Below are 26,593 nucleotides of genomic sequence, written 5' to 3'. Positions count from 1 at the left end.
GACCGATGTGGCAGCGGGCATGCTCGCTGCCACATCGGTCCCGTATGTCAGCGCAACCCGCGCTGCAACTCGTCGAGGTCGCGGATGTACTTGAATACCTTGCGCGCGGCGGCTGGCGGCTTGTTCCGGGCCTTTTCGTGCTGGGCATGGCGCACCAGTGAGCGCAGCTGCTGGCGGTCGGTGTCGGGGTACTCGTTGACGAAGCGCTCGAGGTCCTCGTCGTTGCCGTCGATCAGCCGGTCGCGCCAGCGCTCCAGGCTGTGGAAACGCTCGTTGTACTGGCGGCTCGAGCTGTCCATCTGCTCGAGCAGGGCGTGGATGGCATCGAGGTCCTGCACGCGCATGAGCTTGCCGACAAACGACATGTGGCGTTTACGGGCACCATGAGCGGTGTGCTTGCTGGCCTCGGCCAGGGCCTTGCGCAGCTCGTCGGTCAACGGCAGGCGGGCCAGGGTATCGGCTTTGAGCGTGGTAAGGCGCTCACCGAGTTCGACCAGCTCATGCAGTTCGCGCTTGATCTGGGTTTTGCTTTTTTCGCCGTCGAAGGCGTCGTTGTTTGAATCAACCATGGTGGCAGTCCGCTAGAAATCGTCGCCATGATAACCAGTCGGGGGCCGCTTGTCCGGCCCGGTCGTAGAATGACCCCAAGCCGTACGCAGAATTTGAGTGGAGAGAACCATGAGTGCAGTCCAGAGCGTAGGTCCGAAAGACCTGCCAGCATTGCAGGAGCAGGTCGAGGCGATCATCGCCGAGGCGCGCCGCCAAGGGGCCAGTGCCTGCGAAGTGGCAGTTTCGCTGGAGCAGGGCTTGTCCACCACGGTACGCCAGCGTGAAGTCGAGACGGTCGAATTCAACCGCGACCAGGGCTTTGGTATCACCCTTTATGTTGGCCAGCGCAAAGGCTCGGCCAGCACTTCGGCCAGTGGCCCGGACGCGATCCGCGAAACCGTTGCCGCTGCCCTGGCCATTGCCAAGCATACTTCCGAAGACGAATGTTCGGGCTTGGCCGACGCGGCGCTGATGGCCCGTGAAATTCCTGATCTGGACCTGTACCACGATTGGGATATCGAACCCGAAAAGGCCATCGAAATGGCCCTGGCCTGCGAGGCGGCGGCGTTTGATGCCGACCCGCGCATCCTCAACGCCGATGGCACCACCCTCAATACCCACCAGGGCTGCCGCGTGTATGGCAACAGCCATGGCTTCATCGGTGGGTACGCCTCGACCCGGCACAGCCTGAGCTGCGTGATGATCGCCGAAGGCGAAGGGCAGATGCAGCGTGACTACTGGTACGATGTGAACCGTCGGGGCAACTTGCTGGCCGACCCGCGCAGCATTGGCGTTCGCGCTGCACAGCGTGCTGCCAGCCGACTGGGTGCCCGGCCGGTTCCCACTTGCGAGGTGCCGGTGCTGTTTTCGGCCGAACTGGCCGGTGGCCTGTTCGGCAGCTTCCTGTCGGCTATTTCCGGCGGCAACCTGTACCGCAAGTCGTCCTTCCTCGAAGGTACCATTGGCCAGCGCCTGTTCCCTTCCTGGCTTACCCTCGACGAGCGCCCGCACATTCCGCGCGCGTTGGGTAGCGCCGCGTTCGACGGTGATGGCCTGGCCACCTACGCCAAGCCGTTCGTCGACAAAGGCGAGCTGGTGTCGTACCTGCTGGGCACCTATTCCGGGCGCAAGCTGGGCTTGCCAAGCACGGCCAACTCCGGTGGTGTGCACAACCTGTTCGTCACCCACGGCGTCGAAGACCAGGCCGCGTTGATTCGCCGTATGGGCCGCGGCCTGCTGGTGACCGAGCTGATGGGGCATGGGCTGAACATGGTGACGGGGGATTATTCCCGTGGTGCAGCTGGCTTCTGGGTCGAAAATGGCGAGATCCAGCACGCGGTTCAAGAAGTGACCATCGCCGGCAATATGAAAGACATGTTCCAGCAAATTGTCGCGATCGGTAACGATCTTGAAACGCGCAGCAATATCCATACCGGGTCGGTGCTGATCGAGCGGATGACCGTCGCGGGTAGCTAATTGCCGCCAGAAACATGCAGTGAAATCGAAGACCCGGCCATCGTGCCGGGTTTTTCTTTCACTAACGGATACTTGAAGTGATTCTATTTATCACTTAATAATGAATATCATTATCCAGTCACCCGGCGATGATGTTCATGAAACCCGTCCTCCGCGAACTGCCCTACCTGGAAAACTGGCGCTGGCTCAGCCGGCGCATTCGCTGTGCGCTCGAGCCTGACGAGCCACGGCTGATCGAGCATTACCTGGCCGAAGGCCGCTACCTGGTGTGCTGTACGCAAACCTCGTCATGGACGGTGGCACTGACCTCCTTCCGCCTGCTGCTGGATACCGCCTGCGACCGCATGCTGCCCTGGCATTGGCGCTGCCAGTGCCTGGACCAGGCCTGGCGACCGCTGCTGGACCTGCGCAACCTCGACCGCCAGGAGCAGAACCAGCGCTGGCAACCCTACGCCCTGCAGTTGGCAAATTGCCGCCTGCTGCCGTCGATTTCTCCCGATGAACTGATGCAAGGATTTGATGATGAGTGATACCCGTATCGAGCGTGACAGCATGGGTGAACTGCAGGTGCCTGCCCAGGCCCTGTACGGCGCCCAGACCCAACGCGCGGTCGACAACTTCCCGATCAGCGGCCAGCGCATGCCGGCCCAGTTCATTCGTGCTCTGCTGCTGGCCAAGGCAGCCGCGGCCAAGGCCAACATCGAGCTGGAACAACTGTCCGCCGCGCAGGGCCAAGCCATCGTCAAGGCTGTCGAGCAACTGTTGGCCGAAGACTTCATCCAGCATTTCCCGGTCGATGTGTTCCAGACCGGCTCCGGCACCAGCTCGAACATGAACGCCAACGAAGTGATCGCGACCTTGGCCAGCCGCGTACTGGGTGAGGCAGTCAATGCCAATGATCACGTCAACTGTGGCCAGAGCAGCAATGACATCATCCCGACCACTATCCACGTCAGTGCCGCGCTGGCCCTGCACGAACAGTTGCTGCCAGCCTTGGCGCACCTGGTACAGGTGATCGAGGCCAAGTCGGCGCAAGTGCATCAGTATGTGAAAACGGGCCGCACCCACCTGATGGACGCCATGCCGGTGCGCATGAGCCAGGTGCTGGATGGCTGGGCGGCACAGATCAACGGCGCCAAGGCACACCTCGAAGCCACCTTGCTGAGCCTGCAGGCGCTGGCCCAGGGCGGCACCGCCGTGGGTACCGGCATCAATGCCCACCCCCGGTTCGCTGGCGTGTTTGCCCGCCAACTCAGTGGCCTGACCCAAGTCGAGTTCACCCCAGGGCAAAACCTGTTTGCCCTGATCGGTTCGCAGGATACCGCCGTGGCCCTGTCTGGCCAGCTCAAGACTACCGCTGTGGCACTGATGAAAATTGCCAACGACCTGCGCTGGATGAACTCCGGCCCGCTGGCCGGCCTGGGCGAAATCGAGCTGCAAGGCCTGCAGCCTGGCTCTTCGATCATGCCGGGCAAGGTCAACCCGGTGATCCCGGAGGCCACTGCCATGGTCGCCGCCCAGGTGATTGGCAACGACGCCACCATCGCCATCGCGGGGCAGTCCGGTAACTTCGAGCTGAACGTGATGCTGCCGGTGATCGCCCGCAACCTGCTGGAAAGCATCGAGCTGATGGCCAACGTCAGCCGCTTGCTGGCCGACAAGGCCATCGCCACCTTCAAGGTCAACGAGGGCAAGCTCAAGGAAGCCCTGGCGCGCAACCCGATCCTGGTCACTGCGCTGAACCCGATCATCGGCTACCTCAAGGCCGCCGAAATCGCCAAGACCGCGTACAAGCAAGGTCGCCCGATCATCGATGTGGCGCTGGAGCACACCGATTTGTCGCGTGACCAGCTCGAAGCACTGCTGGACCCGGAAAAACTCACCGCCGGCGGAATCTGACCCTGCGTCACCGCCAAGGAGATTTGCCATGCAGCACTGGAAACGCACCACGGAAACCGCCAACCGCCTGTTCGATCAAGGCGAGCTGGTCGACGCCCGGGAACACTACCTGCAAGCCCTGGCGCTGGCCCAGGTGCTGTTCGAGCGCTGGCATGACGTCGACGAAGCGGTGGCCGCTTTCGTCATCGCCCACCATAACCTGGCCGACTTGCACCTGCGCCTGAACCAGCCGCAGGAAAGCGCCGACTACTTGTGCGCCGCTCACCAGCGGCTGCTGCAGGCCAGCCAGGAGACGCGCCTGCCGCAGGCGCTGCGTGATGCGGCCTTGCGCCACAGCGGGCGCACCTACACCGAACTGCTGAGTTTCATCGCCGAGTACGGCCAGTACCCGCGTACCGAGCGCCTGCTAAGTCGCCACAGCGCCGGGGCCAGCGAGCTCGCTGCCCAGCGGGACCTGGCACCCAGAACCCATGCCTACGGAATTCACTGACATGCCACATACCCTGCCTGCATTGCCATACGCCTATGACGCGCTGGAGCCGCACATCGACGCCCAGACCATGGAAATCCACCACACCAAGCATCATCAGACCTACGTGAATGGTCTCAACGCCGCTATCGAAGGCACCGAGTGGGCCGAATGGCCGGTTGAGAAGCTGGTTGGCGCCGTCAAGCAACTTCCGGAAAACCTGCGTGGCGCAGTTACAAACCACGGCGGCGGCCACGCCAACCACAGCCTGTTCTGGACCGTCATGTCGCCACAGGGTGGCGGTGAGCCTGTGGGCCAGCTGGCGCAAGCTGTCACCGCGCAACTGGGCGGCTTCGAGGCTTTCAAGGAGGCTTTCACCAAGGCTGCGCTGACGCGCTTCGGCAGCGGCTGGGCCTGGCTAAGCGTGACACCGCAGAAAACCCTGGTGGTAGAGAGCAGTGGCAACCAAGACAGCCCGTTGATGCACGGCAATACGCCAATCCTCGGCCTGGACGTGTGGGAGCACGCGTATTACCTCAAGTACCAGAACCGTCGTCCGGAATACATCGGCGCCTTCTACAACGTCATTGACTGGGCGCAAGTGGAGCGCCGTTACCTCGAAGCCCTGAAGTGAGTCGAACCGGTATGCGCTCTGAGGTGATGTCTGTCAGCAGTGTGCGCCTGTTCCGCCTGGCGCTTGGGACCTTGCTGTTGCTGGCTGGCACCGCGCTGCTGGTAGCGCGTGGCCTCGCCTGGCTGGACCTGGAACCGCGCATGCTGCGCGCCCTGGAGGGCGGTGCGTTATGTGCACTGGGCACTGCACTGGGCGCAGTACCGGTACTGGTCATTCGCAACATGCCAGTGGCGCTGGCCGACACGCTGCTGGGTTTCGGCGCCGGTGTGATGCTGGCAGCCACCGCGTTTTCCCTGATCATTCCGGGGTTGGATGCCGCCCAGTCCATCGGGTTCAGCCCTTGGGGCGCGGGTGGCCTGATCAGCTTCGGCTTGTTGTTCGGTGCGCTGTGCCTGTTTCTGGTCGACCTCAAGGTGTCTGGCGCCTCGCCAGAAGCGCTGGTTGGCACCGACAATCAGCCGGTGATTGCTGCACGTATCTGGCTGTTTGTCATTGCCATCATTGCGCACAACATCCCTGAAGGCATGGCGATTGGAGTGTCGGCCGGTGGCGGCATGGCCGACGCCGACAGCCTGGCCATGGGCATTGCGTTGCAGGATGTGCCTGAGGGGCTGGTGATTGCGCTGGTGCTGGCCGGGGCGGGCATGCCGCGTTTCAAAGCCTTCCTGATAGGCGCTGCGTCAGGGCTGGTCGAACCGGTGGCCGCAGTGATCTGTGCCTGGCTGGTGAATGTTGCCGAACTCCTGCTGCCGCTGGGTTTGGCCTGTGCGGCGGGGGCGATGCTGCTAGTGGTCACCCAGGAAATCATCCCGGAGTCGCGCAGCAATGGCCACCATCGGCTGGCTAGCCTGGGGTTGTGTATCGGCTTCTGTCTGATGATGGTGATGGATACCGCGATGTCCTGATTCATCATCAGGTTGGCGCGCGCTCCAACAAGGAGCGTGCCGGCTTTATTCGCCTTCGTCGAAGAAGTTGTTGATCAGTTCGACCAGCGCGTCCATGGCATCGCTGTCTTGCTCACCCTCGGTATGCAGGTGCACCTGGGTGCCTTTGCCCGCTGCCAGCATCATCACCGCCATGATGCTCTTGCCATCCACCAGCTTGTCCGGCGCACGTCCAACCCGTACCTGGCAGGGGAAGCGGCCGGCCACGCCGACGAACTTGGCTGCCGCCCGGGCATGCAGGCCCAACTTGTTGATGATGGTGATTTCGCGGGCGGGCATCGTGGGGCGGATCCTTGGGCTAGAGGTCGCGGTGGCGGACCTGGACGTTTTTCAGGGTTTGCTGCAGGTGTTGGCCAAGGCGCTCGGTGATGTACACCGAACGGTGATGGCCGCCGGTGCAGCCGATGGCAATGGTGACATAAGCGCGGTTGCTGGCGGCGAAGCGGGGCAACCACTTGAGCAGATAGCCCGAAATGTCGTTGTACATGTCTTCGACATCCGGCTGGGCAGCCAGGTAGTCGATCACTGGCTGGTCGAGGCCCGAGTGCTCTCGCAGCTCGGGCTTCCAGTAGGGGTTGGGCAGGCAGCGCACATCGAACACCAGGTCGGCGTCGACCGGCATGCCGCGCTTGAAGCCGAACGACTCGACCAGGAACGCAGTGCCAGGCTCGGGTTGGTTGAGCAGGCGCAGCTTGATCGAGTCACGCAGCTGATACAGGTTCAGGTTGGTGGTGTCGATTTTCAGGTCGGCCAGGTCGGCGATCGGCCCCAGCAAATCGCTTTCCACGCGGATTGCTTCCGCGAGCGAGCGGTTGGCGTTGGTCAGCGGGTGGCGGCGGCGGGTTTCCGAGAAGCGCTTGAGCAGCATATCTTCGTCGGCATCCAGAAACAGCACGTCGCACTGGATGTTCCGCGCGCGGGCTTCTTCGAGCAATTCGGGGAAGCGCGTCAGGTGGCTGGGCAGGTTGCGTGCGTCGATCGACACGGCAACCTTCGGTTGCAGCAGTTCGGTGTTGATCAGTGCGTCTTCCGCCAACTGCGGCAGCAGCCCGGCCGGCAGGTTGTCGATGCAGTAGAAACCGTTGTCTTCCAGGACATCGAGGGCAGTGCTCTTGCCGGAGCCGGACCGGCCGCTGACAATGATCAGGCGCATGTTCAGTGCTCGTTCTGTACGTCCAGGACAACCTGGAACAGGGCCTCACTGCTGGTGGCCGCACGCAGGCGATCACGGACCTCCTTGCGATCGAGCATGCTGGCGATCTGACGCAGCAGTTCCAGATGCGCATCGGTAGCGGCTTCGGGCACCAAGAGGACGAACATCAGGTCCACCGGCGCGCCATCGATGGCGTCGTAATCGATAGGTGCTTCAAGGTGCAGCAGGGCGCTGACAGGAGCGGAACATCTTTCAAGCCGGCAGTGCGGAATGGCGATGCCATTGCCGAAACCGGTAGAACCGAGTTTTTCCCGGGCGACCAGTTTTTCGAAGACGTCCTGCATCTCCAGTTCTGGCACTTGATCGGCGATGACGGTGGCGACCTTTTCCAGGGCGCGCTTCTTGCTGCCGCCCGGCACGTTCACAAGGGAACGGCCGGGGGTCAGGATGGTTTCAAGTCGGATCATGGATGGGGGGGATCAGCGGGCAGCTGCACCTTGCAGCAGGCTTTGCTGTTTTTCCTTGTGTTTTTTCAGTTGGCGGTCGAGCTTGTCGGCCAAGGCGTCGATCGCTGCATACATATCTTCGTGTTCGGCGTTGGCTACCACTTCGCCGCCGGGAATCTGCAGGGTCGCTTCGACCTTCTGCTGCAGCTTCTCGACTTTCATGATGACCTGCACGTTGGTGATCTTGTCGAAGTGACTTTCCACGCGAGCGAGCTTTTCAAGCACATAATCGCGAAGTGGCTGGGTGACTTCTACATGCTGTCCACTGATATTGACTTGCATACAGCTTCTCCTTTGTTGCCCGTGCATAAAGAAGCAGGTCTTGCACCTGCCCCACAAACGCTGTGGCACATCTCAGGGGCTACATCAGTCGCTTGCGCTCGCTCGACGGTGCGATGCCGAGGGACTCGCGGTACTTGGCGACGGTGCGACGGGCTACCTGGATGCCTTGTGCCTCCAGTAAACCAGCGATCTTGCTGTCACTCAATGGCTTTTTCTGATTTTCCGCTGCAACCAGTTTTTTGATGATCGCGCGGATCGCCGTGGACGAGCATTCTCCGCCTTCGGAGGTGCTGACGTGGCTGGAGAAAAAGTATTTCAGTTCGTAGATGCCACGCGGTGTGTGCATGTACTTTTGCGTGGTAACCCGCGAAATGGTCGACTCGTGCATGCCCACCGCTTCGGCGATGTCGTGCAACACCAACGGCTTCATTGCTTCATCGCCGTGGTCGAGGAAGCCGCGCTGGTGCTCGACGATCTGCGTGGCAACCTTCATCAGTGTTTCATTGCGGCTTTGCAGGCTCTTGATGAACCAGCGCGCTTCTTGCAGCTGATTGCGCATGAAGGTGTTGTCGGCGCTGGTGTCGGCACGGCGTACGAAGCCCGCGTACTGTGGGTTGACGCGCAGGCGTGGGATGGCTTCCTGGTTCAGCTCCACCAGCCAGCGCTCGCTGTCCTTGCGCACGATGACGTCAGGCACTACGTACTCGGGCTCGCTGGATTCGATCTGCGAACCGGGGCGCGGGTTGAGGCTTTGCACCAGCTCGATGACCTGGCGCAGCTCGTCTTCCTTGATTTTCATGCGCCGCATCAACTGGCTGTAGTCGCGGCTGCCGAGCAGGTCGATGAAATCGGTGACCAGGCGCTTGGCTTCGGTCATCCACGGGGTGCTGGCGGGCAGCTGGCGCAGTTGCAGCAGCAGGCATTCGCCCAGGTTACGTGCGCCCACGCCAGCTGGCTCGAACTGCTGGATGCGGTGCAGTACCGCTTCGACTTCGTCCAGCTCGATATCCAGCTCAGGGTCGAAACCTGCGCAGATTTCCTCGAGGGTGTCTTCCAGATACCCCTGGCCGTTGATGCTGTCGATCAGGGTTACGGCGATCAGGCGGTCGGTATCGGACATCGGCGCCAGGTTCAGCTGCCACAGCAGGTGGCTTTGCAGGCTCTCGCCGGCCGATGTGCGGGTGGTGAAGTCCCACTCGTCGTCATCGTTGCTCGGCAGGCTGCTGGCGCTGGTCTGGTAGATGTCTTCCCAGGCGGTATCGACCGGAAGCTCGTTGGGGATGCGCTCGCTCCACTCACCGTCTTCCAGGCTGTCGGCACTGACAGTGCTTTCCTGGAAGCTATTGTCCTGGGCTTCGGCGGCCGGCTTGTTTTCGGCGTTGTCCGCCATCGGGTCGCTGTTGTCGAAGTCGTCGCCGTCTTCCTGACGTTCGAGCATCGGGTTCGACTCCAGCGCTTCCTGGATTTCCTGTTGGAGGTCCAGGGTGGAAAGCTGGAGCAGACGGATGGCCTGTTGCAACTGCGGTGTCATCGTCAGTTGCTGGCCCATTTTTAGGACGAGCGATGGTTTCATGGCTGGGGCTTAATACCTTGTTCGCCGGCGCGCATGCGCCATCCACTACACGAGGGCGCCGAGGCGCCAGATCAAGCAAGTTTTATGCCTTAAATTGTAGCGTTTGCCTAGAGTACCGTAACAACTTTACCCGTAGTTTTGGGGCTATTTGCCGGTACTCCAGGCGCGCCTCGGGTCAGAGGCGGAACTCGTGGCCCAGGTAAACCTCTTTGACCAGATCGTTGGCAAGGATGGTTTCGGCGTCGCCTTCGGCAATCAACCGGCCATCGTTGACGATGTAGGCGGTTTCGCAGATATCCAGGGTCTCACGCACGTTGTGATCGGTGATCAGTACACCGATACCTTTGGCCTTGAGGTGGTGGATGATCTGCTTGATGTCGCCGACCGAGATCGGGTCGACACCTGCGAACGGTTCGTCCAGCAGGATGAACTTGGGTGCGGTCGCCAGGGCGCGGGCAATTTCGACGCGGCGGCGTTCACCGCCGGACAGGCTCATGCCGAGGTTGTCGCGGATGTGGCTGATGTGGAACTCCTGCAGCAGGCTTTCCAGCTCCTTGCGGCGGCCTTCGCGGTCCAGGTCCTTGCGGGTTTCGAGGATGGCCATGATGTTGTCGGCCACCGACAGCTTGCGGAAGATCGAAGCTTCCTGCGGCAGGTAGCCGATACCGGCGCGCGCACGGCCATGCATGGGCTGATGGCTGACATCGAGGTTGTCGATCAGTACCCGGCCCTGTTCGGCCTGGACCAGCCCGACGATCATGTAGAAGCAGGTGGTCTTGCCGGCGCCGTTAGGGCCGAGCAGGCCGACGATCTGGCCGCTGTCGATCGACAGGCTGACATCACGTACCACCTGCCGGCCCTTGTAGCTCTTGGCCAGGTGCTGGGCTTTGAGGGTTGCCATTTACTCGGCCTTCTTCTTGGGCTGGATCACCATGTCGATACGCTGACGCGGTGTAGTCACGTTGCCACCGCGACCGGCGGTCGCCACCTGGGTCTGGGTGTTGTAGACGATCTTCTCGCCTTCGGTGGTGTTGCCTTCGTTCTCGACCTTGGCGCGGTCGGTGAGGATCACCAGGTCCTTCTGCGACTGGTACTGGATGGTCACGCCCCAGCCCTTCATCTTGTCCGGCTTGGCTGCGCTCTGCTGCTGCTCGAAGTAGGCCAGGTTGCCCACCGAGGTCACCACGTCGATATCGCCGGAGGCGGAACGGGTGATGGTCACGGTGTTGCCTTTGATCATCATCGAACCCTGGGTGATGATCACGTCGCCGGTGTAGGTGGCCACGCCTTGCTTGTCATCCAGGTGGGCGTTATCGGCCTGGATGCGGATAGGCTGGTCACGGTCATTCGGCAGGGCGAGGGCGCTCGCGCTTCCCAGTGCTGCGCTCAGGCTGAGCAAAAGGGGGAGGGTTTTAACGAGCCTCATACTGTCCTCTTACGTTAGAGAGCAAGTCCATCTTGCCTTCTTTCAAATACGCTTTCATTCCTTTGCCCGTAGTTGTGCCACCGGCGCCGTCGATTCTAACGGCTTGCTCGGTCTGCGCATATTGCTTCTGCGGGAACACGGTCATGCGTGAGCTGGTAATGATGGTTTCACGCTGCTTTTCGTCGGTGCGGGCAACCCGTACCTTGTCGATCAGCTCGACCTCGGTACCGTCCGGGTTGACCTCGGCGCGGGTGCTTTGTACGTGCCACGGGTATTCGGTGCCGCGGTACATGTGCAGGTCCGGCGTGGTCAGCAGGGTAATTTCGCTGGCCTTGAGGTGCTCGACCTTGTCGGCGGTCATTTCGTACTGCAGCTTGCCGTCGGGCAGGAACTGCACGCTGTGGGCGTTGATCGCGTAATAGTCGATGGCGCTTTCGTCGACTTGGGCCACCGGCTTGTCGAGGAAGCTTTCCGGGCTGACATTCCAGTAGCCAATGGCTACCAGCAGGGCGGCGATCGCCCCAAGCAGCACAATGTTTCGGGCTTTCTTGCTGAACATGGGCAGCCTTACAGGTAGTTGGCGTTGGCAGCGTCCAGGGTGCCCTGGGCCTGCATGATCAGTTCGCAGAATTCACGGGCCGCGCCTTCGCCACCGCGTGCCTGGGTCACGCCATGAGCGTGCTGGCGTACGAACGGTGCGGCGTTGGCTACAGCCATGCCCAGTGCCACCCGGCGAATCACCGGCAGGTCGGGCAGGTCATCCCCCAGGTAGGCCACTTGATCATAGCTTAGGCCCAGTTCGGCGAGCAGGCCGTCAAGCACCACCAATTTATCCTCGCGCCCCTGATACAGGTGCGGGATACCGAGGTTCTTGGCGCGACGCTCGACCACCGGGGTCTTGCGCCCGCTGATGATGGCGGTGGTCACCCCCGAGGCCATGAGCATCTTGATGCCCTGGCCATCGAGCGTGTTGAAGGTCTTGAATTCGCTGCCGTCCTCGAGGAAGTACAGGCGCCCGTCGGTGAGCACGCCGTCCACGTCGAATACCGCGAGCTTGATGCTCTTGCCGCGTTGCATGAGGTCCTGGTTCATTCCATCGCTCCTTTACATTACGCCGGCGCGCAGCAGGTCGTGCATGTTCAGGGCGCCGGTCGGGCGGTCCTCGCGGTCCACCACCACCAGGGCGCCGATCTTGTGGTCTTCCATGATCTTCAGGGCTTCGGCGGCGAGCATTTCGGCCCGCGCGGTTTTGCCATGAACGGTCATGACCTGGTCGATCAGGGTGGTGTGCACATCGATGTTGCGGTCCAGGCTGCGGCGCAGATCGCCGTCGGTGAAGATCCCGGCCAGCTTGCCATCGGGCTCGACGATCACGGTCATGCCCAAACCTTTGCGGGACATTTCAAGCAGCGCATCCTTGAGCAGGGTGCCGCGAGGTACCTGAGGCAGCTCATCGCCGCTGTGCATGACGTTCTCGACCTTCAGCAGCAGGCGGCGGCCCAGCGCACCGCCTGGGTGCGAGAAGGCGAAGTCCTCGGCGGTGAAGCCGCGGGCCTCGAGCAGGGCGATGGCCAGCGCGTCACCCAGTACCAGCGATGCCGTGGTGGAGGAGGTGGGCGCCAGGTTGAGCGGGCAGGCTTCTTGCTCGACACGGGCGTCGAGGTTGACCTCGGCGGCCTGTGCCAGCGGCGAGTCCGGGTTGCCGGTCAGGCTGATAAGTTTGATGCCCAGGCGTTTGATCAGCGGCAGCAGGGTGACGATTTCGGCAGTGCTGCCGGAATTCGACAGGGCAAGGATGACATCATCGCGGGTGATCATGCCCATGTCGCCATGGCTGGCTTCGGCCGGATGTACGAAAAACGCCGGGGTGCCGGTGCTGGCGAGGGTTGCGGCGATCTTGTTGCCGATGTGCCCGGACTTGCCCATGCCGACCACGACAACCCGGCCCTTGCTGGCCAGGATGAGTTCGCAGGCCTTGACGAAATTGTCGTCGATGCGCGCCAGCAGGGCCTCTACGGCCTCGAGTTCCAGGCGCAGGGTGCGTTGGGCGGATTGGATCAGCTCGCTGGATTGGCTCATGTCGAAAAAGCAGTGCCTGATGAAAAGGCCGCGATTATACGCGCAATGAAGAAAACCCTCACCCCTTCGATTGCTGTAGCGAATGTCATCAAAGCCTGTCTCGGGGCTGAACGACTGCTTGCCTGGCCTTGGGGCGGCGCTGTCAGCGGTGCTATAGTTCGCCGCTATTCGGCCTGCCAGGGGTGCGTGTGCCTTCCTGATGGAGGCCGGCGTCCATTAGGACGAGGCTGCACTAGCAAGGAGTCTAGATGAGTGTGGATAGCGCCTACGCGGTCGAGTTGAAGGGGGTTACCTTCAAACGCGGTTCGCGCAGCATTTTCAGCAACGTCGACATCCGCATCCCGCGCGGCAAGGTCACCGGCATCATGGGACCATCGGGTTGCGGCAAGACCACGTTGCTCCGCCTGATGGGCGCGCAGCTGCGCCCTTCCAGCGGTGAGGTATGGGTGGCCGGCCAGAACCTGCCGACGCTGTCGCGCAGCGACCTGTTCGACGCCCGCAAGCAGATGGGTGTGCTGTTCCAGAGCGGCGCGCTGTTCACCGACCTCGACGTGTTCGAGAACGTCGCGTTCCCGCTGCGCGTGCATACCCAGCTGTCGGATGAAATGATCCGTGACATCGTGTTGATGAAGCTGCAGGCCGTGGGCCTGCGCGGCGCCATCGACCTGATGCCCGACGAGCTGTCCGGTGGCATGAAGCGCCGAGTGGCGCTGGCTCGGGCGATTGCCCTGGACCCGCAGATCCTCATGTACGACGAACCGTTCGTCGGCCAGGACCCGATCGCCATGGGGGTACTTGTGCGCCTGATCCGCCTGCTCAACGACGCCCTGGGCATCACCAGCATCGTGGTTTCCCATGACCTGGCAGAAACCGCCAGCATTGCCGATTACATCTACGTGGTAGGTGATGGTCAGGTGCTGGGCCAGGGCACGCCTGATGAGCTGATGGGCTCGGACAACCCACGGATTCGCCAATTCATGAAAGGCGACCCGGACGGCCCGGTACCCTTCCACTTTCCCGCGCCTGACTACCGCGCCGACCTGCTGGGGGCGCGTTGATGCGCAGAAAATCCTTACTCGAACGTGTCCGTCTGCTGGGCCGTTCGGCAATCGACGTGCTGGCCGTGCTCGGGCGTTCGTGCCTGTTCCTGTTCCATGCGCTGGTCGGTCGCGGCGGCATTGGCGGCGGCTTCCAACTGCTGACCAAGCAGCTGTACTCGGTGGGTGTGCTGTCGCTGGCGATCGTTGTCGTGTCCGGGGTATTCATCGGCATGGTGCTGGCGCTGCAGGGTTACAGCATCCTGACCAAATACGGCTCGGAGCAGGCGGTAGGGCAAATGGTTGCCCTGACCCTGCTGCGTGAGCTTGGCCCGGTGGTGACGGCGCTGCTGTTCGCGGGCCGTGCCGGTTCCGCGTTGACCGCCGAAATCGGCAACATGAAGTCCACCGAGCAGTTGTCGAGCCTGGAAATGATTGGCGTCGACCCGCTCAAGTACATCGTTGCGCCACGTTTGTGGGCCGGTTTCATCTCGCTGCCGCTGCTGGCGCTGATCTTCAGCGTGGTCGGTATCTGGGGTGGCTCGTGGGTGGCAGTGGACTGGCTGGGCGTCTACGAGGGCTCGTTCTGGGCCAACATGCAGAACAGTGTTTCATTCACTGACGACGTGCTCAACGGGCTGGTCAAGAGCCTGGTGTTCGCTTTCGTCACAACCTGGATCGCCGTTTTCCAGGGGTACGACTGTGAGCCCACCTCAGAAGGGATCAGCCGTGCCACCACCAAGACCGTGGTCTATGCCTCGTTGGCAGTGCTGGGTCTGGACTTTATTCTGACCGCCTTGATGTTTGGAGATTTCTGATGCAAAACCGCACCCTGGAAATCGGTGTCGGCCTGTTCCTCCTGGCCGGGATCCTGGCGCTGCTGCTGCTGGCCCTGCGAGTCAGCGGGCTGTCGGCCAGCCCGAGCAGCGATACCTATAAAGTTTATGCCTACTTCGACAATATCGCCGGTTTGACGGTCAGAGCTAAAGTGACAATGGCCGGTGTGACCATCGGCAAGGTCACCGCCATCGATCTGGACCGTGATTCCTACACCGGTCGGGTGACGCTGCAACTGGACAAGTCGGTGGACAACCTGCCGACCGACTCCACTGCCTCGATCCTGACCGCAGGTCTGCTTGGCGAGAAGTACATCGGCATCAGCGTGGGCGGTGAAGACCAGGTGCTCAAGGAGGGCGCGACCATCCATGACACCCAGTCGGCACTGGTGCTGGAAGATCTGATTGGCAAGTTCCTGCTCAACTCTGTTGGCAAGGAACCGAAAGAAGCGCAACCGGCTAATTAAGGAGTTTCCATGATTTCGATCCTGCGACGTGGCTTGCTGGTCCTGCTGGCGGCCTTCCCCTTGCTGACCATGGCTGCGCAGACACCGCACGATGTGGTCCAGGGCACCACCAATGAACTGCTCGGCGACCTCAAGGCCAACAAGGAGCAGTACAAGTCCAACCCCAACGCCTTCTATGAATCGCTGAACCGCATTCTTGGGCCGGTGGTGGACGCAGACGGTATTTCCCGCAGCATCATGACCGTCAAGTACTCGCGCAAGGCTACCCCGGAGCAGATGCAGCGCTTCCAGGAAAACTTCAAGCGCAGCCTGATGCAGTTCTATGGCAATGCCCTGCTCGAATACAACAACCAGGGTATCGTTGTCGATCCGGCCAAGGCCGATGACGGCAAGCGCGCCAGTGTCGGCATGAAGGTGACCGGCAACAACGGTGCCGTGTACCCGGTGCAGTACACCCTGGAAAACATCGGCGGTGAGTGGAAGGTGCGTAACGTGATCGTCAATGGCATCAATATTGGCAAACTGTTCCGCGATCAGTTCGCCGATGCCATGCAGCGCAACGGCAACGACCTGGACAAGACCATCGATGGCTGGGCCGGCGAAGTGGCCAAGGCCAAGCAGGCGGCCGACAACTCGCCAGAGAAGACCGTCCAATGAGTGAGGCCGGTGTGAGCATGGCCGAGCCGGGCGTACTGCGCCTGGCGGGTGTGCTGGACTACCGCAGCGGCCCGGCCTTGCGCAAGCAGGGCAAGGCGCTGATCGACGGTTCTCGCGAGCCACGTCTGGTGCTTGATTGCTCGGCTGTCGAGAAGTCGTCGAGTGTCGGCTTGTCGCTATTGCTTGCGTACATTCGCGACGCGCAGGCCACCGGCAAGGCGTGCGAGGTACGTGGCATGCCCGACGACATGCGGGAAATTGCCGGGGTCTATGACCTTGATGAAGTGCTGGCAACCTGATGGCCCGGCGCGGATGATGGCCCCTCGGTCAGCGAAGCCTTCGTTGGGCTTCGCAGGCGAGGGGCTTTTTTGTATGATGGCCGACCCGTGCGCATCGGGCGCCGATTGAGGTTGAGCATGCAGGCCGTAGAAGTTAAAAGCTTCCTTGAAGAGAAATTGCCGGGTTCCCGGGTCGAAGTTGAAGGCGAAGGCTGCAACTTCCAGTTGAACGTGATCAGCGACGAGTTGGCTGGCCTGAGCCCGGTCAAACGCCAGCAGGCGATCTATGCTCACCTGAATCCGTGGATCGCCAATGGCAGCATCCATGCGGTAACCATGAAATTTTTCAGCAGCGCAGCCTGGGCTGAGCGCACCTGAGCCAACTTGGCGGCGAGATTCCAATGGACAAACTGATTATTACTGGCGGCGCTCGTCTTGACGGCGAGATCCGCATTTCGGGCGCGAAAAACGCAGCCCTGCCGATTCTGGCGGCGACCCTGCTGGCCGATGGCCCGGTCACCGTGGGCAACCTGCCACACCTGCACGACATCACCACCATGATCGAGCTGTTCGGGCGCATGGGCATCGAGCCTGTGATCGACGAAAAGCTGTCGGTGGAGATCGACCCACGTACCATCAAGACCCTGGTTGCGCCTTACGAACTGGTCAAGACCATGCGCGCCTCGATCCTGGTGCTGGGCCCGATGGTTGCCCGATTCGGCGAAGCCGAAGTGGCCTTGCCTGGCGGCTGCGCCATTGGTTCGCGCCCGGTCGACCTGCACATCCGTGGCCTTGAGGCCATGGGTGCGAAGATCGAAGTAGAAGGCGGCTACATCAAGGCCAAGGCACCTGAAGGTGGCCTGCGTGGCGCGCACTTCTTCTTCGACACCGTGAGCGTGACCGGTACCGAGAACATCATGATGGCCGCAGCCCTGGCCAAGGGCCGCAGCGTGCTGCAGAACGCCGCGCGCGAGCCTGAAGTGGTTGACCTGGCCAACTTCATCAACGCCATGGGCGGCAACGTCCAGGGCGCTGGCACCGATACCATCACCATCGATGGCGTCGAGCGCCTGCACTCGGCCAACTACCGTGTGATGCCGGACCGTATCGAAACCGGTACCTACCTGGTCGCCGCCGCCGTGACCGGTGGCCGCGTCAAGGTCAAGGACACCGACCCGACCATCCTTGAAGCCGTACTGGAAAAACTCAAGGAAGCCGGCGCTGACATCAACACTGGCGAAGACTGGATCGAGCTGGACATGCACGGCAAGCGGCCCAAAGCCGTCAACCTGCGTACGGCCCCGTACCCGGCGTTCCCGACCGACATGCAGGCGCAGTTCATCTCGCTGAACGCCATTGCCGAAGGCACTGGCGCGGTGATCGAGACCATCTTCGAAAACCGCTTCATGCACGTTTACGAAATGCACCGCATGGGCGCGCAGATCCAGGTCGAAGGCAACACTGCCATCGTCACCGGCGTCAAGGCGCTGAAAGGCGCGCCGGTCATGGCCACCGACCTGCGAGCTTCCGCCAGCCTGGTATTGTCGGCGCTGGTTGCCGAAGGCGATACGTTGATCGATCGCATCTACCACATCGACCGTGGTTACGAGTGTATCGAAGAGAAACTGCAGATGCTCGGCGCAAAAATCCGCCGCGTACCGGGCTAAATAGCCCGCTGGTGCAAGGACGCACCTTTCGAATTGAATGCGGCCAGGTCGATGACCTGGCCGGCAGCAGCCGCTTAAGGACCGACGTTCCAATGTTGACCATCGCGCTTTCCAAAGGCCGTATTCTCGACGATACCCTGCCGTTGCTGGCCGAGGCCGGTATCGTGCCGACCGAGAACCCGGACAAGAGCCGCAAACTGATCATCCCCACCACGCAGGACGACGTGCGCCTGCTGATCGTGCGTGCCACCGATGTGCCGACCTATGTCGAGCATGGTGCTGCCGACCTGGGTGTGGCCGGCAAGGACGTGCTGATGGAGTACGGCGGCCAGGGCCTGTACGAGCCCCTGGACCTGCAGATTGCCCAGTGCAAGCTGATGACCGCTGGCGTGGTCGGCGCACCCGAGCCCAAGGGCCGCCTGCGTGTGGCCACCAAGTTCGTCAACGTAGCCAAGCGCTACTACGCCGAACAAGGCCGCCAGGTCGACATCATCAAGCTGTATGGCTCGATGGAGCTGGCACCGCTGATCAACCTTGCCGACAAGATCATCGACGTGGTCGACACCGGCAACACCCTGCGTGCCAACGGCCTGGAGCCCCAGGAACTGATCGCCACGATCAGCTCGCGCCTGGTGGTCAACAAAGCCTCCATGAAGATGCAGCACGCCCGCATCCAGAACTTGATCGACACGCTGCGCCAAGCGGTCGAATCGCGACACCGCGGCTGATTCCTGAGCGCGGCCTTCGCTGTCGCGCCCGTCTATCCGCGTCATAGCCATTTTTCTCAGGTGCCCGCGCGGATGGACTGGTAGCCTAGGGCGCCTGAGCATTCGCTAATAATCGAGGCCCTCGCCATGACCGTGTCCACTGCAATTGCCCGTCTCAACGCTGCTGATCCGGATTTCGCCCGACATCTGGATCATCTGCTGAGCTGGGAAAGTGTGTCTGATGACGCGGTCAACCAGCGCGTGCTCGACATCATCAAGGCCGTGCGTGAGCGTGGCGATGCCGCGCTGGTGGAATTCACCCAGCGTTTCGATGGTGTCGATGCGAAGTCGATTGAAGACCTGATCCTCAACCGCGAACGCCTGGAACTGGCGCTGACCCGCATTACCCCTATCCAGCGCGAAGCCCTGGAAAAGGCCGCCAACCGTGTGCGCATGTACCACGAACGGCAGAAGCAGGACTCCTGGCAGTACACCGAAGCCGACGGCACCGTGCTCGGCCAGAAAGTCACCCCACTGGACCGTGCTGGCCTGTACGTGCCAGGCGGCAAGGCGTCGTACCCGTCGTCGGTGCTGATGAACGCCATCCCGGCCAAGGTTGCCGGCGTGGCCGAAGTGGTGATGGTAGTGCCGACCCCGCGTGGTGAGGTCAACGAACTGGTGCTGGCCGCCGCGTGCATCGCCGGTGTCGACCGTGTGTTCACCGTCGGGGGGGCTCAGGCTGTCGCTGCGCTGGCCTACGGTACCGAAAGCGTGCCGCAGGTCGACAAGATCGTCGGCCCTGGCAACATCTACGTTGCCACCGCCAAGCGCCACGTGTTCGGCCAGGTAGGCATCGACATGATCGCCGGCCCGTCAGAAATCCTCGTGGTCTGCGACGGCCAGACCGACCCGGACTGGATCGCCATGGACCTGTTCTCCCAGGCCGAACACGACGAAGACGCCCAGGCCATTCTGGTTAGCCCGGATGCCGCCTTCCTCGACCGCGTTGCCGCCAGCATCGACAAGCTGATGCCGACCATGGAGCGTGCCGAGATCATCGAGAAGTCGATCAATGGCCGTGGCGCGCTGATCCAGGTGCGTGACATGCAGCAGGCCATGGATGTGGCCAACCGCATCGCCCCGGAGCACCTGGAGTTGTCTGTGGCCGACCCGCAGGCCTGGCTGCCGCACATTCGCCACGCTGGCGCGATCTTCATGGGCCGCCACACCAGCGAAGCGCTGGGCGACTACTGCGCCGGCCCCAACCACGTGCTGCCCACCTCCGGCACCGCGCGCTTCTCGTCGCCGCTGGGGGTGTATGACTTCCAGAAGCGTTCGTCGATCATCTTCTGCTCCGAGCAGGGTGCATCCGAATTGGGCCACACCGCCTCGGTCCTGGCCCGTGGCGAGTCGCTGACCGCCCACGCCCGTAGCGCCGAATACCGTATCCTGACCCAAGACAAGGGGAACTGAGCATGAGTCGATTCTGGAGCCCCTTCGTCAAGGACCTGGTGCCTTACGTGCCGGGCGAGCAACCCAAGCTGGCCCGCCTGGTCAAGCTGAACACCAACGAAAACCCCTATGGCCCGTCGCCCAAGGCGCTGGAGGCCATGCGCGGCGAGTTGAACGACAACCTGCGCTTGTACCCGGACCCGAACGGTGATCGCCTCAAACAAGCGGTGGCCGAGTACTACGGCGTGACACCGGCGCAAGTGTTTGTCGGCAACGGCTCGGACGAGGTGCTGGCGCACATCTTCCACGGCCTGTTCCAGCACGATGCACCGCTGCTGTTCCCCGATATCAGCTACAGCTTCTACCCGGTGTACTGTGGCCTGTACGGTATCGCCTTCGAACAGGTGGCGCTGGACGAGCAGTTCCAGATCCGCATCGAGGATTACAACAAGCCCAATGCAGGCATCATCTTCCCCAACCCCAACGCGCCGACCGGCTGCTTGATGCCGCTGCAAGCGGTGGAGCAATTGCTGCTGGCCAACCGTGATTCGGTGGTGGTGGTGGATGAGGCCTACATTGATTTCGGTGGTGAAACGGCCATCAGCCTGGTGGACCGCTACGATAATCTGTTGGTGACCCAGACGCTGTCGAAGTCGCGTTCGCTGGCAGGCTTGCGCGTTGGCCTGGCGGTTGGGCACCCCGACCTGATCGAGGCGCTGGAGCGAATCAAGAACAGCTTCAACTCCTACCCGTTGGACCGTGCGGCCATCGTCGGCGCGGCGGTGGCGTTCGAGGATCGCGAGTACTTCGAGCAAGCCTGCCGCAAGGTGATCGAAAGCCGCGAAGTGCTCGTTGGCGAGCTGCAGGCCAAGGGCTTCGAGGTGTTGCCATCAGCGGCCAACTTCATCTTCGCTCGCCACCCGAAGCAGGATGCCGGCGAGCTGGCGGCACGCCTGCGCAAGCAGGGCGTGATCGTGCGTCACTTCAAACAGCCACGCATCGCCCAGTTCCTGCGTATCACCATCGGTACACCGGAGATGAACCAGGCGCTGCTGGACGCGTTGAGCTGACTGTATCCGCAGCCTTCGCGGGGCGGCCTGGGGTGACGAACGCCTTGGCCGCCGGCCGGTTGCGCACCGCCGCCGGTGTACCATCGAGCACCAGCACATAATCGTTCTGCTTTCCCATGCCCTCCGGATCAGTCCATTGCCCGTCGCTGGCTGCTACCTGGGCAACCACTTGCCCGTTCTTGATGATCGTCAGGTAGCCATCGGCGTTGCTGTTCCAGCGCAGCCGCCCTGTCTTCTCATCGGCCCGCACCTTGCGTACGCCGGTGTTGCCCAGCAAAGGTGTGCCGTCCAGTAGCCACTCCGGCTGCAGCTTGAGGCCCATGTGGCGCAACACCGTGGGCGCTACCGAGGTTTGCGCAGGTAGCCCATACAGGTTGTTGGGGCCAGGCATTTCTGCGGGAATGCTCAGTTCGGTCAGTTCCTGATTCAGCGGCTTGCTGCTGGCGATGAAGATGCTCTTCTCCTGCTCTGAAACGCTGCCGTGGCCTTTTCCCCAATAATCCCGGCCGTGGTCGGTGCTGACGATAACCAGCCAGTCTTCCTGCGGGAACATGCGGCGCCGCTGGTCCACCTTGTCCAGTAAATGCCCGATCTCGATGTCCACCTTGCGCAATGCCTGCAGGTAGCGCTGGCCGTAACCCTCGTTGTGGCCGACTTGGTCAGGTTCGTCCAGTTGAATGAAGGTGAAGTCGGCAGGTGTATTGCCGAGGATCTGCAACGTACGTTCGGTCACCTGTGCATCCGTCAAACCACTTTCGCGCACGTCGGCGCCGTGCGCGTCTTCCAGCAGAAATGCGGTGTTGATGGGGGGCCAGTTGACGATGCTGGCAAGGTAAGCGTTGGGGAAAGCCTGGCGTAACCGCTTGAACAGGCTGGGAAAGGCCGGGTTTACCCGCTGTGAGTCGGCGTTTGAGTCAACGCCATGTTTGTTGCTCCACACGCCGGTCAGCAAGGTGACCCAGCCGGGACCGCTCAAGGTCGGTTGTTCGCTGGCCGTGCCATTGATGCCACCGGCGTAGGCCTTGCCGTAGTAAAGCCGTTGCGCCAAGTTGGTGGCGTCGCCCAGTTGCAGGTACTGCTGCAATTGCACGCCGCCAAGGCCAATGAACAAGGCTTTGGGCTGGCTTGGATGCCGGGCCGGCTCGCAGCCCGGCAGCAGGGCCAGGAGCAGCAGTAACAACAGGTTCACGCGTCGCATCAACGTATACCTTGAGAGTACGTTGTGAGCGTTGCAACAAAGGCCTATGCCCACAACTGGCAGAAATGACAGGTGGTTTACGGCGTTGCCCGCTATCCAGTAAGCTGCGCAAATTCATCGGATGATTGGTTGAGTGGCATGAGTACAGAATTGACCAAGCGTTCCTTGGTGGAACTGGCGGTTGAACGTATGCGCGAACGCATCGTTTTGGGCGACTGGCAGGTCGGCCAGCGCCTGCCGACCGAACCGGAACTGGCCCTGCAGCTGGGCATCAGCCGTAACACCGTCCGTGAGGCCATGCGCGTGCTGGCTTTCAGTGGCTTGGTAGAAATCCGCCAGGGTGATGGCAGCTACCTGCGCACGGCCCAGGACCCGCTGCAGGCGGTGCAGGCAATGTCGCGCTGCACCCCCGAGCAGGCCCGTGAAACCCGCCATATCCTCGAAACCGAGGCTATCGGCCTGGCGGCCTTGCGACGTACCGACGCCGACCTGCAGGCGCTACGTGATGCCCTGGCAGGCAGTGCCGGGCACTTTCACGGGGATGTCGATGCCTATGTGACGTGTGATCTGGTGTTTCACCAACGGCTGGTCGATGCCGCCCACAACCCGGCGTTAAGCGAGCTGTATCGTTACTTTTCCGGGGTGGTGGCTGCCGCGCTGCAGCGCAACATGGCGACCGTGCCACGCTGCCAGGCCACGTTCGACCTGCATGGGCAGATCCTCGACGCCATCGAGCAACGCGACGCGGAGCGGGCCAAGCGCCTGAGCCGTACCCTCATCGAATCCTGACTCCGAGAAGGCCATGGCTGAATCAATCACACGCAATACCCCGCCAAAGGAGCGCGAGCTCGATGAGCTGCTGATCGACGCTGAAGCTGACGACGAGCAGGTGCAGCAGCAGCCCGTGCTGCTGAGGCGGCCCTGGTTTTTGTTGCTGGGCCTGGTGCTGGTGGCGTTGAACTTGCGCCCGGCGCTGTCGAGCATGGCGCCGGTGCTGGGCCAGGTCTCCGAGGGCCTGGGGCTCAATGCCTCGCAGGCAGGCTTGCTGACCACCTTGCCGGTGCTGTGCCTGGGCCTGTTCGCGCCGCTGGCGCCTGCGCTGGCACGGCGCTTTGGCAGCGAGCGGGTGATCGTCGGCATTCTGGTTACCCTGGCGCTGGGTATCGGGGTGCGAAGCACATTTGGCGTCACCGGGGTGTTTCTCGGTAGCCTGATGGCGGGTGCCAGCATCGGCATTATCGGCGTGTTGCTGCCGGGTATCGTCAAGCGCGATTTCCCGCAGCACGCTGGCACGCTGACCGGTGTGTACACCATGGCTTTGTGCCTGGGCGCGGCCATGGCGGCGGGGGCCACCGTACCCTTGGCCCAGCATTTCGACGGCAGTTGGGCGCTGGGGCTGGGCTTCTGGGGGCTGCCGGCCTTGCTGGCCATGCTGGTGTGGCTGCCTCAGGCCCGGCACGGGCATGGCCTGCACAAGGTTGCCTATCGCGTGCGTGGCCTGTGGCGCGACCCGCTGGCCTGGCAGGTGACCCTGTACATGGGGCTGCAGTCGTCGTTGGCCTACATCGTCTTTGGCTGGTTGCCGTCGATCCTGATCGGCCGCGGCCTAAGCCCGACCGAGGCGGGGCTGGTGCTGTCGGGCTCGGTGATCGTGCAGTTGATCAGCTCGCTCACAGCACCTTGGTTGGCCACCCGTGGCAAGGACCAACGGCTGGCTATCGTGGTGGTCATGTTGATCACCCTGGCGGGGTTGTTCGGTTGCCTGTATGCACCGATCTCCGGGCTGTGGGGCTGGGCCGTGGTGCTTGGTCTGGGGCAGGGCGGTACTTTTGCCCTGGCGCTGACCTTGATCGTGCTGCGCTCGAAGGACGCGCACGTTGCGGCAAACCTGTCGAGCATGGCCCAGGGGGTCGGTTACACCCTGGCGTCAATGGGGCCATTTGCGGTGGGGTTGGTGCATGACATGACCGGGGGCTGGGCGGCAGTGGGGTGGATTTTCGCGGTGCTGGGTACTGGCGCCATCGTGTTCGGGCTGGGTGCCGGGCGGGCGTTGCATGTACAGGTGACAAGCGAGAAGGTCTGAGTGCCGGCACTGGTATAAGCCTTCGGGGCGGATTATCGTGCTGCTTTCGACCCGAGGACGGACCAGCCCCCATGAGCGACGCCAACCGCGACCTGATCACCCGCTTCTACCAGGCCTTCCAGCGCCTGGATGCCGAGGCCATGCTGGCCTGCTACAGCGACGATATCGTTTTCAGCGACCCGGTGTTCGGGACCCTGCGCGGCAAGGACGCGGGCGATATGTGGCGGATGCTCACCAGCCGCGCCAAAAACTTCACCCTGACGTTCGACAGCGTCCGCGCTGATGAGCGCACGGGTGCTGTGCACTGGGTGGCAACCTACCTATTCAGCCAGACCGGCCGCGTCGTGGTCAATGACATCCAGGCGCGCTTTGTCATTCGCGATGGGCTGATCTGCCAGCATGACGACACGTTCGACCTGTGGCGCTGGTCGCGGCAGGCGCTTGGGGTGCCCGGCATGTTGCTGGGTTGGTCGCCGCTGTTGCAGCAAGGTCCGCCTGCAGGCATTCAAGGGTTTGCGCGCCTTCCAGCAGGCCCAAGGTGAGTGAAGTCGTCGAACCTGTGGTTGGTAAACCCTGGTTTGTCTACCTGGTACGGGCGGCCAATGGCTCGTTGTATTGCGGCATCAGCGATGATCCGCAACGGCGCTTCGTGGCACATCAGAAGGGGCAGGGCGCCCGCTACTTCAAGACCAGCCCGGCCCAGGCGCTGGTGTATGTGGAGCAGTGGCCGGATAAAGGCGAAGCGTTGCGCCAGGAACGGTTGGTGAAGCGGCTGCGCAAGTCGGCGAAGGAGGCACTGGTGGCCTCCTTCAAAGGCGTTGGGGGAATCAGTCCTTGCGGCGCTTCAGCTGATCGACCAACGTCGTCGGCAGCCCCTTGATGATCAGGGTGCCCGCAGCTTCGTCATATTCAACCTTGTCACCCAGCAAGTGCGCCTCGAAGCTGATCGACAGGCCTTCGGCGCGCCCGGTGAAGCGGCGGAACTGGTTCAGTGTGCGTTTGTCCGCGGGGATTTCCGGCGACAGGCCGTAGTCCTTGTTGCGGATATGGTCGTAGAACGCTTTGGGCCGGTCCTCGTCGATCAGGCTGGACAGTTCCTCCAGCGTCACCGGTTCGCCCAGCTTGGTCTGGGTGGTGGCGTACTCGACCAGGGTCTGGGTCTTTTCGCGGGCGGATTCTTCCGGCAGGTCTTCGCTTTCGACAAAGTCGCTGAAGGCCTTTAGCAGGGTGCGGGTTTCGCCCGGGCCATCAACGCCTTCCTGGCAGCCGATGAAATCGCGGAAGTAATCCGAGACCTTCTTGCCGTTCTTGCCCTTGATGAACGAAATGTACTGCTTGGAGTTCTGGTTGTTCTTCCACTCCGACAGGTTGATGCGCGCCGCCAGGTGCAACTGGCCAAGGTCGAGGTGACGTGACGGGGTGACGTCCAGCTCGGCGTTCACCGCCACGCCTTCGCTGTGGTGCAGCAGGGCGATTGCCAGGTACTCGGTCATGCCTTGCTGGTAGTGGGCAAACAGGATGTGCCCGCCGGTGGACAGGTTGGACTCTTCCATCAGCTTCTGCAGGTGCTCGACGGCGACGCGGCTGAAGGCGGTGAAGTCCTTTTCCTCATCCAGGTACTGTTTGAGCCAGCCGCTCAGCGGGTAGGCCCCCGATTCGCCGTGGAAAAACCCCCAGGCCTTGCCTTGCTTGGCGTTATAGCTGTCATTGAGGTCGGCCAGCAGGTTTTCGATGGCATCGGAGGCCGCCAGTTCTGAGTCGCGAGCATGCAGCACGGCGGGGCTGCCATCGGGCTTTTTGTCGATCAGGTGAACGATGCAATGACGAATTGGCATGGAATTCTCGGCGAGCTGCAAAAGTCGCCAAGTTTACCCTACACGCAAGGTGATGCAGTGGCCGTATGTTGGCAGATATGTCGGTTGTTCGTTTTTTGTTCAATTTTGTACGAATTAAGCTAAAACCCCCGAAAAACCTGCATTAAATCGAAGCGTGCAGCGGATATTTATCCATTCCTGTGGTAGTTTTGCGCGGTCTTGCGCCCCTCGTGTGGCGCATTGCTGGCAGCGTGCTTTCGTCGTGTCGAACCAAACGCCGATTTATGTATCTACATACGCGATTGGCGCGGCCCTCCACTAAAAGGGGCTGGCCCGA

At 62.0% G+C, this 26,593-nt stretch carries 31 protein-coding genes and 2 pseudogenes; 20 read left to right on the top strand and 13 right to left on the bottom strand.

Annotated features, from left to right (window positions below; genetic code table 11):
- Positions 1-47: 47 nt before the first annotated feature.
- Positions 48-569, bottom strand: coding sequence for a ribosome biogenesis factor YjgA (gene yjgA, locus Q9451_RS25795; RefSeq protein ID WP_012270647.1), 522 nt, complete (start codon positions 567-569; stop codon positions 48-50).
- A 109-nt stretch (positions 570-678) separates the two neighbouring features.
- On the opposite strand from yjgA, the gene pmbA reads away from it, so the two are divergent.
- From pmbA to Q9451_RS25765, 6 genes are all read left to right on the top strand, one after another.
- Complete coding sequence (pmbA, locus tag Q9451_RS25790; RefSeq protein WP_012270648.1) at positions 679-2,025, top strand: metalloprotease PmbA; 1,347 nt, start codon at positions 679-681, stop codon at positions 2,023-2,025.
- Positions 2,026-2,153: 128 nt separating this feature from the next.
- Entirely contained in the window at positions 2,154-2,555 is a 402-nt protein-coding gene (locus Q9451_RS25785) for a hypothetical protein (protein WP_012270649.1), read from the top strand.
- Positions 2,548-3,924 carry a class II fumarate hydratase gene (locus Q9451_RS25780; protein ID WP_041166384.1) on the top strand — a complete coding sequence of 459 codons (1,377 nt, stop codon included), beginning with the start codon at positions 2,548-2,550 and terminating at the stop codon, positions 3,922-3,924. The genes Q9451_RS25785 and Q9451_RS25780 overlap by 8 nt, the downstream gene beginning before the upstream one ends.
- Before the next feature lie 28 nt (positions 3,925-3,952).
- Positions 3,953-4,414, top strand: coding sequence for a hypothetical protein (locus Q9451_RS25775; RefSeq protein WP_012270651.1), 462 nt, complete (start codon positions 3,953-3,955; stop codon positions 4,412-4,414).
- A 1-nt stretch (position 4,415) separates the two neighbouring features.
- The gene (locus tag Q9451_RS25770) at positions 4,416-5,027 is read left to right on the top strand and encodes a superoxide dismutase (RefSeq protein WP_012270652.1); all 612 of its coding nucleotides are present in this window, start codon (positions 4,416-4,418) and stop codon (positions 5,025-5,027) included.
- 11 nt (positions 5,028-5,038) lie between these two features.
- Complete coding sequence (locus Q9451_RS25765) at positions 5,039-5,932, top strand: ZIP family metal transporter (protein WP_012270653.1); 894 nt, start codon at positions 5,039-5,041, stop codon at positions 5,930-5,932.
- Between the two features lie 45 nt (positions 5,933-5,977).
- On the opposite strand, the gene Q9451_RS25760 is transcribed toward Q9451_RS25765, so the two are convergent.
- The 10 genes from Q9451_RS25760 to Q9451_RS25715 all read right to left on the bottom strand — a co-directional run bounded on the left by Q9451_RS25760 (position 5,978) and on the right by Q9451_RS25715 (position 12,990).
- On the bottom strand, positions 5,978-6,250 hold the full coding sequence (locus Q9451_RS25760; protein WP_010952144.1) for an HPr family phosphocarrier protein: 273 nt from the start codon (positions 6,248-6,250) through the stop codon (positions 5,978-5,980).
- Between the two features lie 19 nt (positions 6,251-6,269).
- Positions 6,270-7,124 carry an RNase adapter RapZ gene (gene rapZ / locus Q9451_RS25755; protein ID WP_012270654.1) on the bottom strand — a complete coding sequence of 285 codons (855 nt, stop codon included), beginning with the start codon at positions 7,122-7,124 and terminating at the stop codon, positions 6,270-6,272.
- 2 nt (positions 7,125-7,126) lie between these two features.
- On the bottom strand, positions 7,127-7,591 hold the full coding sequence (ptsN, locus tag Q9451_RS25750; protein ID WP_012270655.1) for a PTS IIA-like nitrogen regulatory protein PtsN: 465 nt from the start codon (positions 7,589-7,591) through the stop codon (positions 7,127-7,129).
- Positions 7,592-7,603: 12 nt separating this feature from the next.
- Positions 7,604-7,912 carry a ribosome-associated translation inhibitor RaiA gene (gene raiA / locus Q9451_RS25745; protein ID WP_003255135.1) on the bottom strand — a complete coding sequence of 103 codons (309 nt, stop codon included), beginning with the start codon at positions 7,910-7,912 and terminating at the stop codon, positions 7,604-7,606.
- Positions 7,913-7,991: 79 nt separating this feature from the next.
- Entirely contained in the window at positions 7,992-9,485 is a 1,494-nt protein-coding gene (locus tag Q9451_RS25740; RefSeq protein ID WP_041166385.1) for an RNA polymerase factor sigma-54, read from the bottom strand.
- 175 nt (positions 9,486-9,660) lie between these two features.
- A complete protein-coding gene (gene lptB / locus Q9451_RS25735) occupies positions 9,661-10,386 on the bottom strand; it encodes an LPS export ABC transporter ATP-binding protein (RefSeq protein ID WP_012270657.1) in 726 nt (241 codons plus the stop codon).
- Positions 10,387-10,911 (bottom strand): lipopolysaccharide transport periplasmic protein LptA, encoded by a 525-nt coding sequence (gene lptA / locus Q9451_RS25730; RefSeq protein WP_012270658.1) that lies wholly within the window; start codon positions 10,909-10,911, stop codon positions 10,387-10,389.
- Complete coding sequence (gene lptC / locus Q9451_RS25725) at positions 10,898-11,470, bottom strand: LPS export ABC transporter periplasmic protein LptC (protein WP_012270659.1); 573 nt, start codon at positions 11,468-11,470, stop codon at positions 10,898-10,900. Before lptC ends, lptA begins: the two co-directional genes overlap by 14 nt.
- Positions 11,471-11,478: 8 nt before the next feature.
- On the bottom strand, positions 11,479-12,003 hold the full coding sequence (locus tag Q9451_RS25720) for an HAD family hydrolase (RefSeq protein ID WP_012270660.1): 525 nt from the start codon (positions 12,001-12,003) through the stop codon (positions 11,479-11,481).
- Between the two features lie 12 nt (positions 12,004-12,015).
- Entirely contained in the window at positions 12,016-12,990 is a 975-nt protein-coding gene (locus Q9451_RS25715) for a KpsF/GutQ family sugar-phosphate isomerase (protein ID WP_012270661.1), read from the bottom strand.
- A 248-nt stretch (positions 12,991-13,238) separates the two neighbouring features.
- Here Q9451_RS25715 and Q9451_RS25710 point away from each other — a divergent pair, with 248 nt between their 5' ends.
- The 10 genes from Q9451_RS25710 (at position 13,239) to hisC (ending at position 21,161) form a co-directional block, all read left to right on the top strand.
- Positions 13,239-14,048 (top strand): ATP-binding cassette domain-containing protein, encoded by an 810-nt coding sequence (locus Q9451_RS25710; RefSeq protein WP_012270662.1) that lies wholly within the window; start codon positions 13,239-13,241, stop codon positions 14,046-14,048.
- On the top strand, positions 14,048-14,845 hold the full coding sequence (gene mlaE / locus Q9451_RS25705; protein ID WP_012270663.1) for a lipid asymmetry maintenance ABC transporter permease subunit MlaE: 798 nt from the start codon (positions 14,048-14,050) through the stop codon (positions 14,843-14,845). The genes Q9451_RS25710 and mlaE overlap by 1 nt, the downstream gene beginning before the upstream one ends.
- Positions 14,845-15,330 carry an outer membrane lipid asymmetry maintenance protein MlaD gene (gene mlaD / locus Q9451_RS25700; protein WP_012270664.1) on the top strand — a complete coding sequence of 162 codons (486 nt, stop codon included), beginning with the start codon at positions 14,845-14,847 and terminating at the stop codon, positions 15,328-15,330. The genes mlaE and mlaD overlap by 1 nt, the downstream gene beginning before the upstream one ends.
- Positions 15,331-15,339: 9 nt before the next feature.
- On the top strand, positions 15,340-15,987 hold the full coding sequence (locus tag Q9451_RS25695; protein ID WP_012270665.1) for an ABC transporter substrate-binding protein: 648 nt from the start codon (positions 15,340-15,342) through the stop codon (positions 15,985-15,987).
- Positions 15,984-16,286 (top strand): STAS domain-containing protein, encoded by a 303-nt coding sequence (locus Q9451_RS25690; RefSeq protein WP_012270666.1) that lies wholly within the window; start codon positions 15,984-15,986, stop codon positions 16,284-16,286. Before Q9451_RS25695 ends, Q9451_RS25690 begins: the two co-directional genes overlap by 4 nt.
- A gap of 117 nt (positions 16,287-16,403) precedes the next feature.
- Positions 16,404-16,643 (top strand): BolA family protein, encoded by a 240-nt coding sequence (locus Q9451_RS25685; RefSeq protein ID WP_003255121.1) that lies wholly within the window; start codon positions 16,404-16,406, stop codon positions 16,641-16,643.
- Between the two features lie 23 nt (positions 16,644-16,666).
- Complete coding sequence (gene murA, locus Q9451_RS25680) at positions 16,667-17,932, top strand: UDP-N-acetylglucosamine 1-carboxyvinyltransferase (protein WP_012270667.1); 1,266 nt, start codon at positions 16,667-16,669, stop codon at positions 17,930-17,932.
- A gap of 92 nt (positions 17,933-18,024) precedes the next feature.
- Complete coding sequence (hisG, locus tag Q9451_RS25675) at positions 18,025-18,660, top strand: ATP phosphoribosyltransferase (RefSeq protein WP_012270668.1); 636 nt, start codon at positions 18,025-18,027, stop codon at positions 18,658-18,660.
- 126 nt (positions 18,661-18,786) lie between these two features.
- Positions 18,787-20,112 carry a histidinol dehydrogenase gene (gene hisD / locus Q9451_RS25670; protein ID WP_012270669.1) on the top strand — a complete coding sequence of 442 codons (1,326 nt, stop codon included), beginning with the start codon at positions 18,787-18,789 and terminating at the stop codon, positions 20,110-20,112.
- A gap of 2 nt (positions 20,113-20,114) precedes the next feature.
- A complete protein-coding gene (hisC, locus tag Q9451_RS25665; RefSeq protein ID WP_012270670.1) occupies positions 20,115-21,161 on the top strand; it encodes a histidinol-phosphate transaminase in 1,047 nt (348 codons plus the stop codon).
- Positions 21,162-21,195: 34 nt separating this feature from the next.
- Here hisC and Q9451_RS25660 read toward each other — a convergent pair.
- A pseudogene (locus Q9451_RS25660) lies at positions 21,196-22,359 on the bottom strand (alkaline phosphatase family protein); the annotation flags it as partial.
- Between the two features lie 138 nt (positions 22,360-22,497).
- Here Q9451_RS25660 and Q9451_RS25655 point away from each other — a divergent pair.
- The 4 genes and pseudogenes from Q9451_RS25655 to Q9451_RS25640 all read left to right on the top strand — a co-directional run bounded on the left by Q9451_RS25655 (position 22,498) and on the right by Q9451_RS25640 (position 25,322).
- Complete coding sequence (locus Q9451_RS25655; RefSeq protein ID WP_012270672.1) at positions 22,498-23,148, top strand: FadR/GntR family transcriptional regulator; 651 nt, start codon at positions 22,498-22,500, stop codon at positions 23,146-23,148.
- Between the two features lie 13 nt (positions 23,149-23,161).
- Positions 23,162-24,442 (top strand): CynX/NimT family MFS transporter, encoded by a 1,281-nt coding sequence (locus tag Q9451_RS25650; protein ID WP_012270673.1) that lies wholly within the window; start codon positions 23,162-23,164, stop codon positions 24,440-24,442.
- Between the two features lie 71 nt (positions 24,443-24,513).
- Positions 24,514-24,988: pseudogene (locus Q9451_RS25645) on the top strand (nuclear transport factor 2 family protein).
- The gene (locus Q9451_RS25640; protein ID WP_012270675.1) at positions 24,981-25,322 is read left to right on the top strand and encodes a GIY-YIG nuclease family protein; all 342 of its coding nucleotides are present in this window, start codon (positions 24,981-24,983) and stop codon (positions 25,320-25,322) included. Before Q9451_RS25645 ends, Q9451_RS25640 begins: the two are co-directional and overlap by 8 nt.
- On the opposite strand, the gene yejK is transcribed toward Q9451_RS25640, so the two are convergent.
- Positions 25,270-26,277 (bottom strand): nucleoid-associated protein YejK, encoded by a 1,008-nt coding sequence (gene yejK / locus Q9451_RS25635; protein ID WP_012270676.1) that lies wholly within the window; start codon positions 26,275-26,277, stop codon positions 25,270-25,272. The two genes, Q9451_RS25640 and yejK, sit on opposite strands and share 53 nt — an antisense overlap.
- Positions 26,278-26,593: the final 316 nt, after the last annotated feature.

The sequence above is a fragment of the Pseudomonas sp. NY8896 genome, from assembly GCF_039634505.1.
This window is presented reverse-complemented; position numbering and strand designations above follow the sequence as displayed.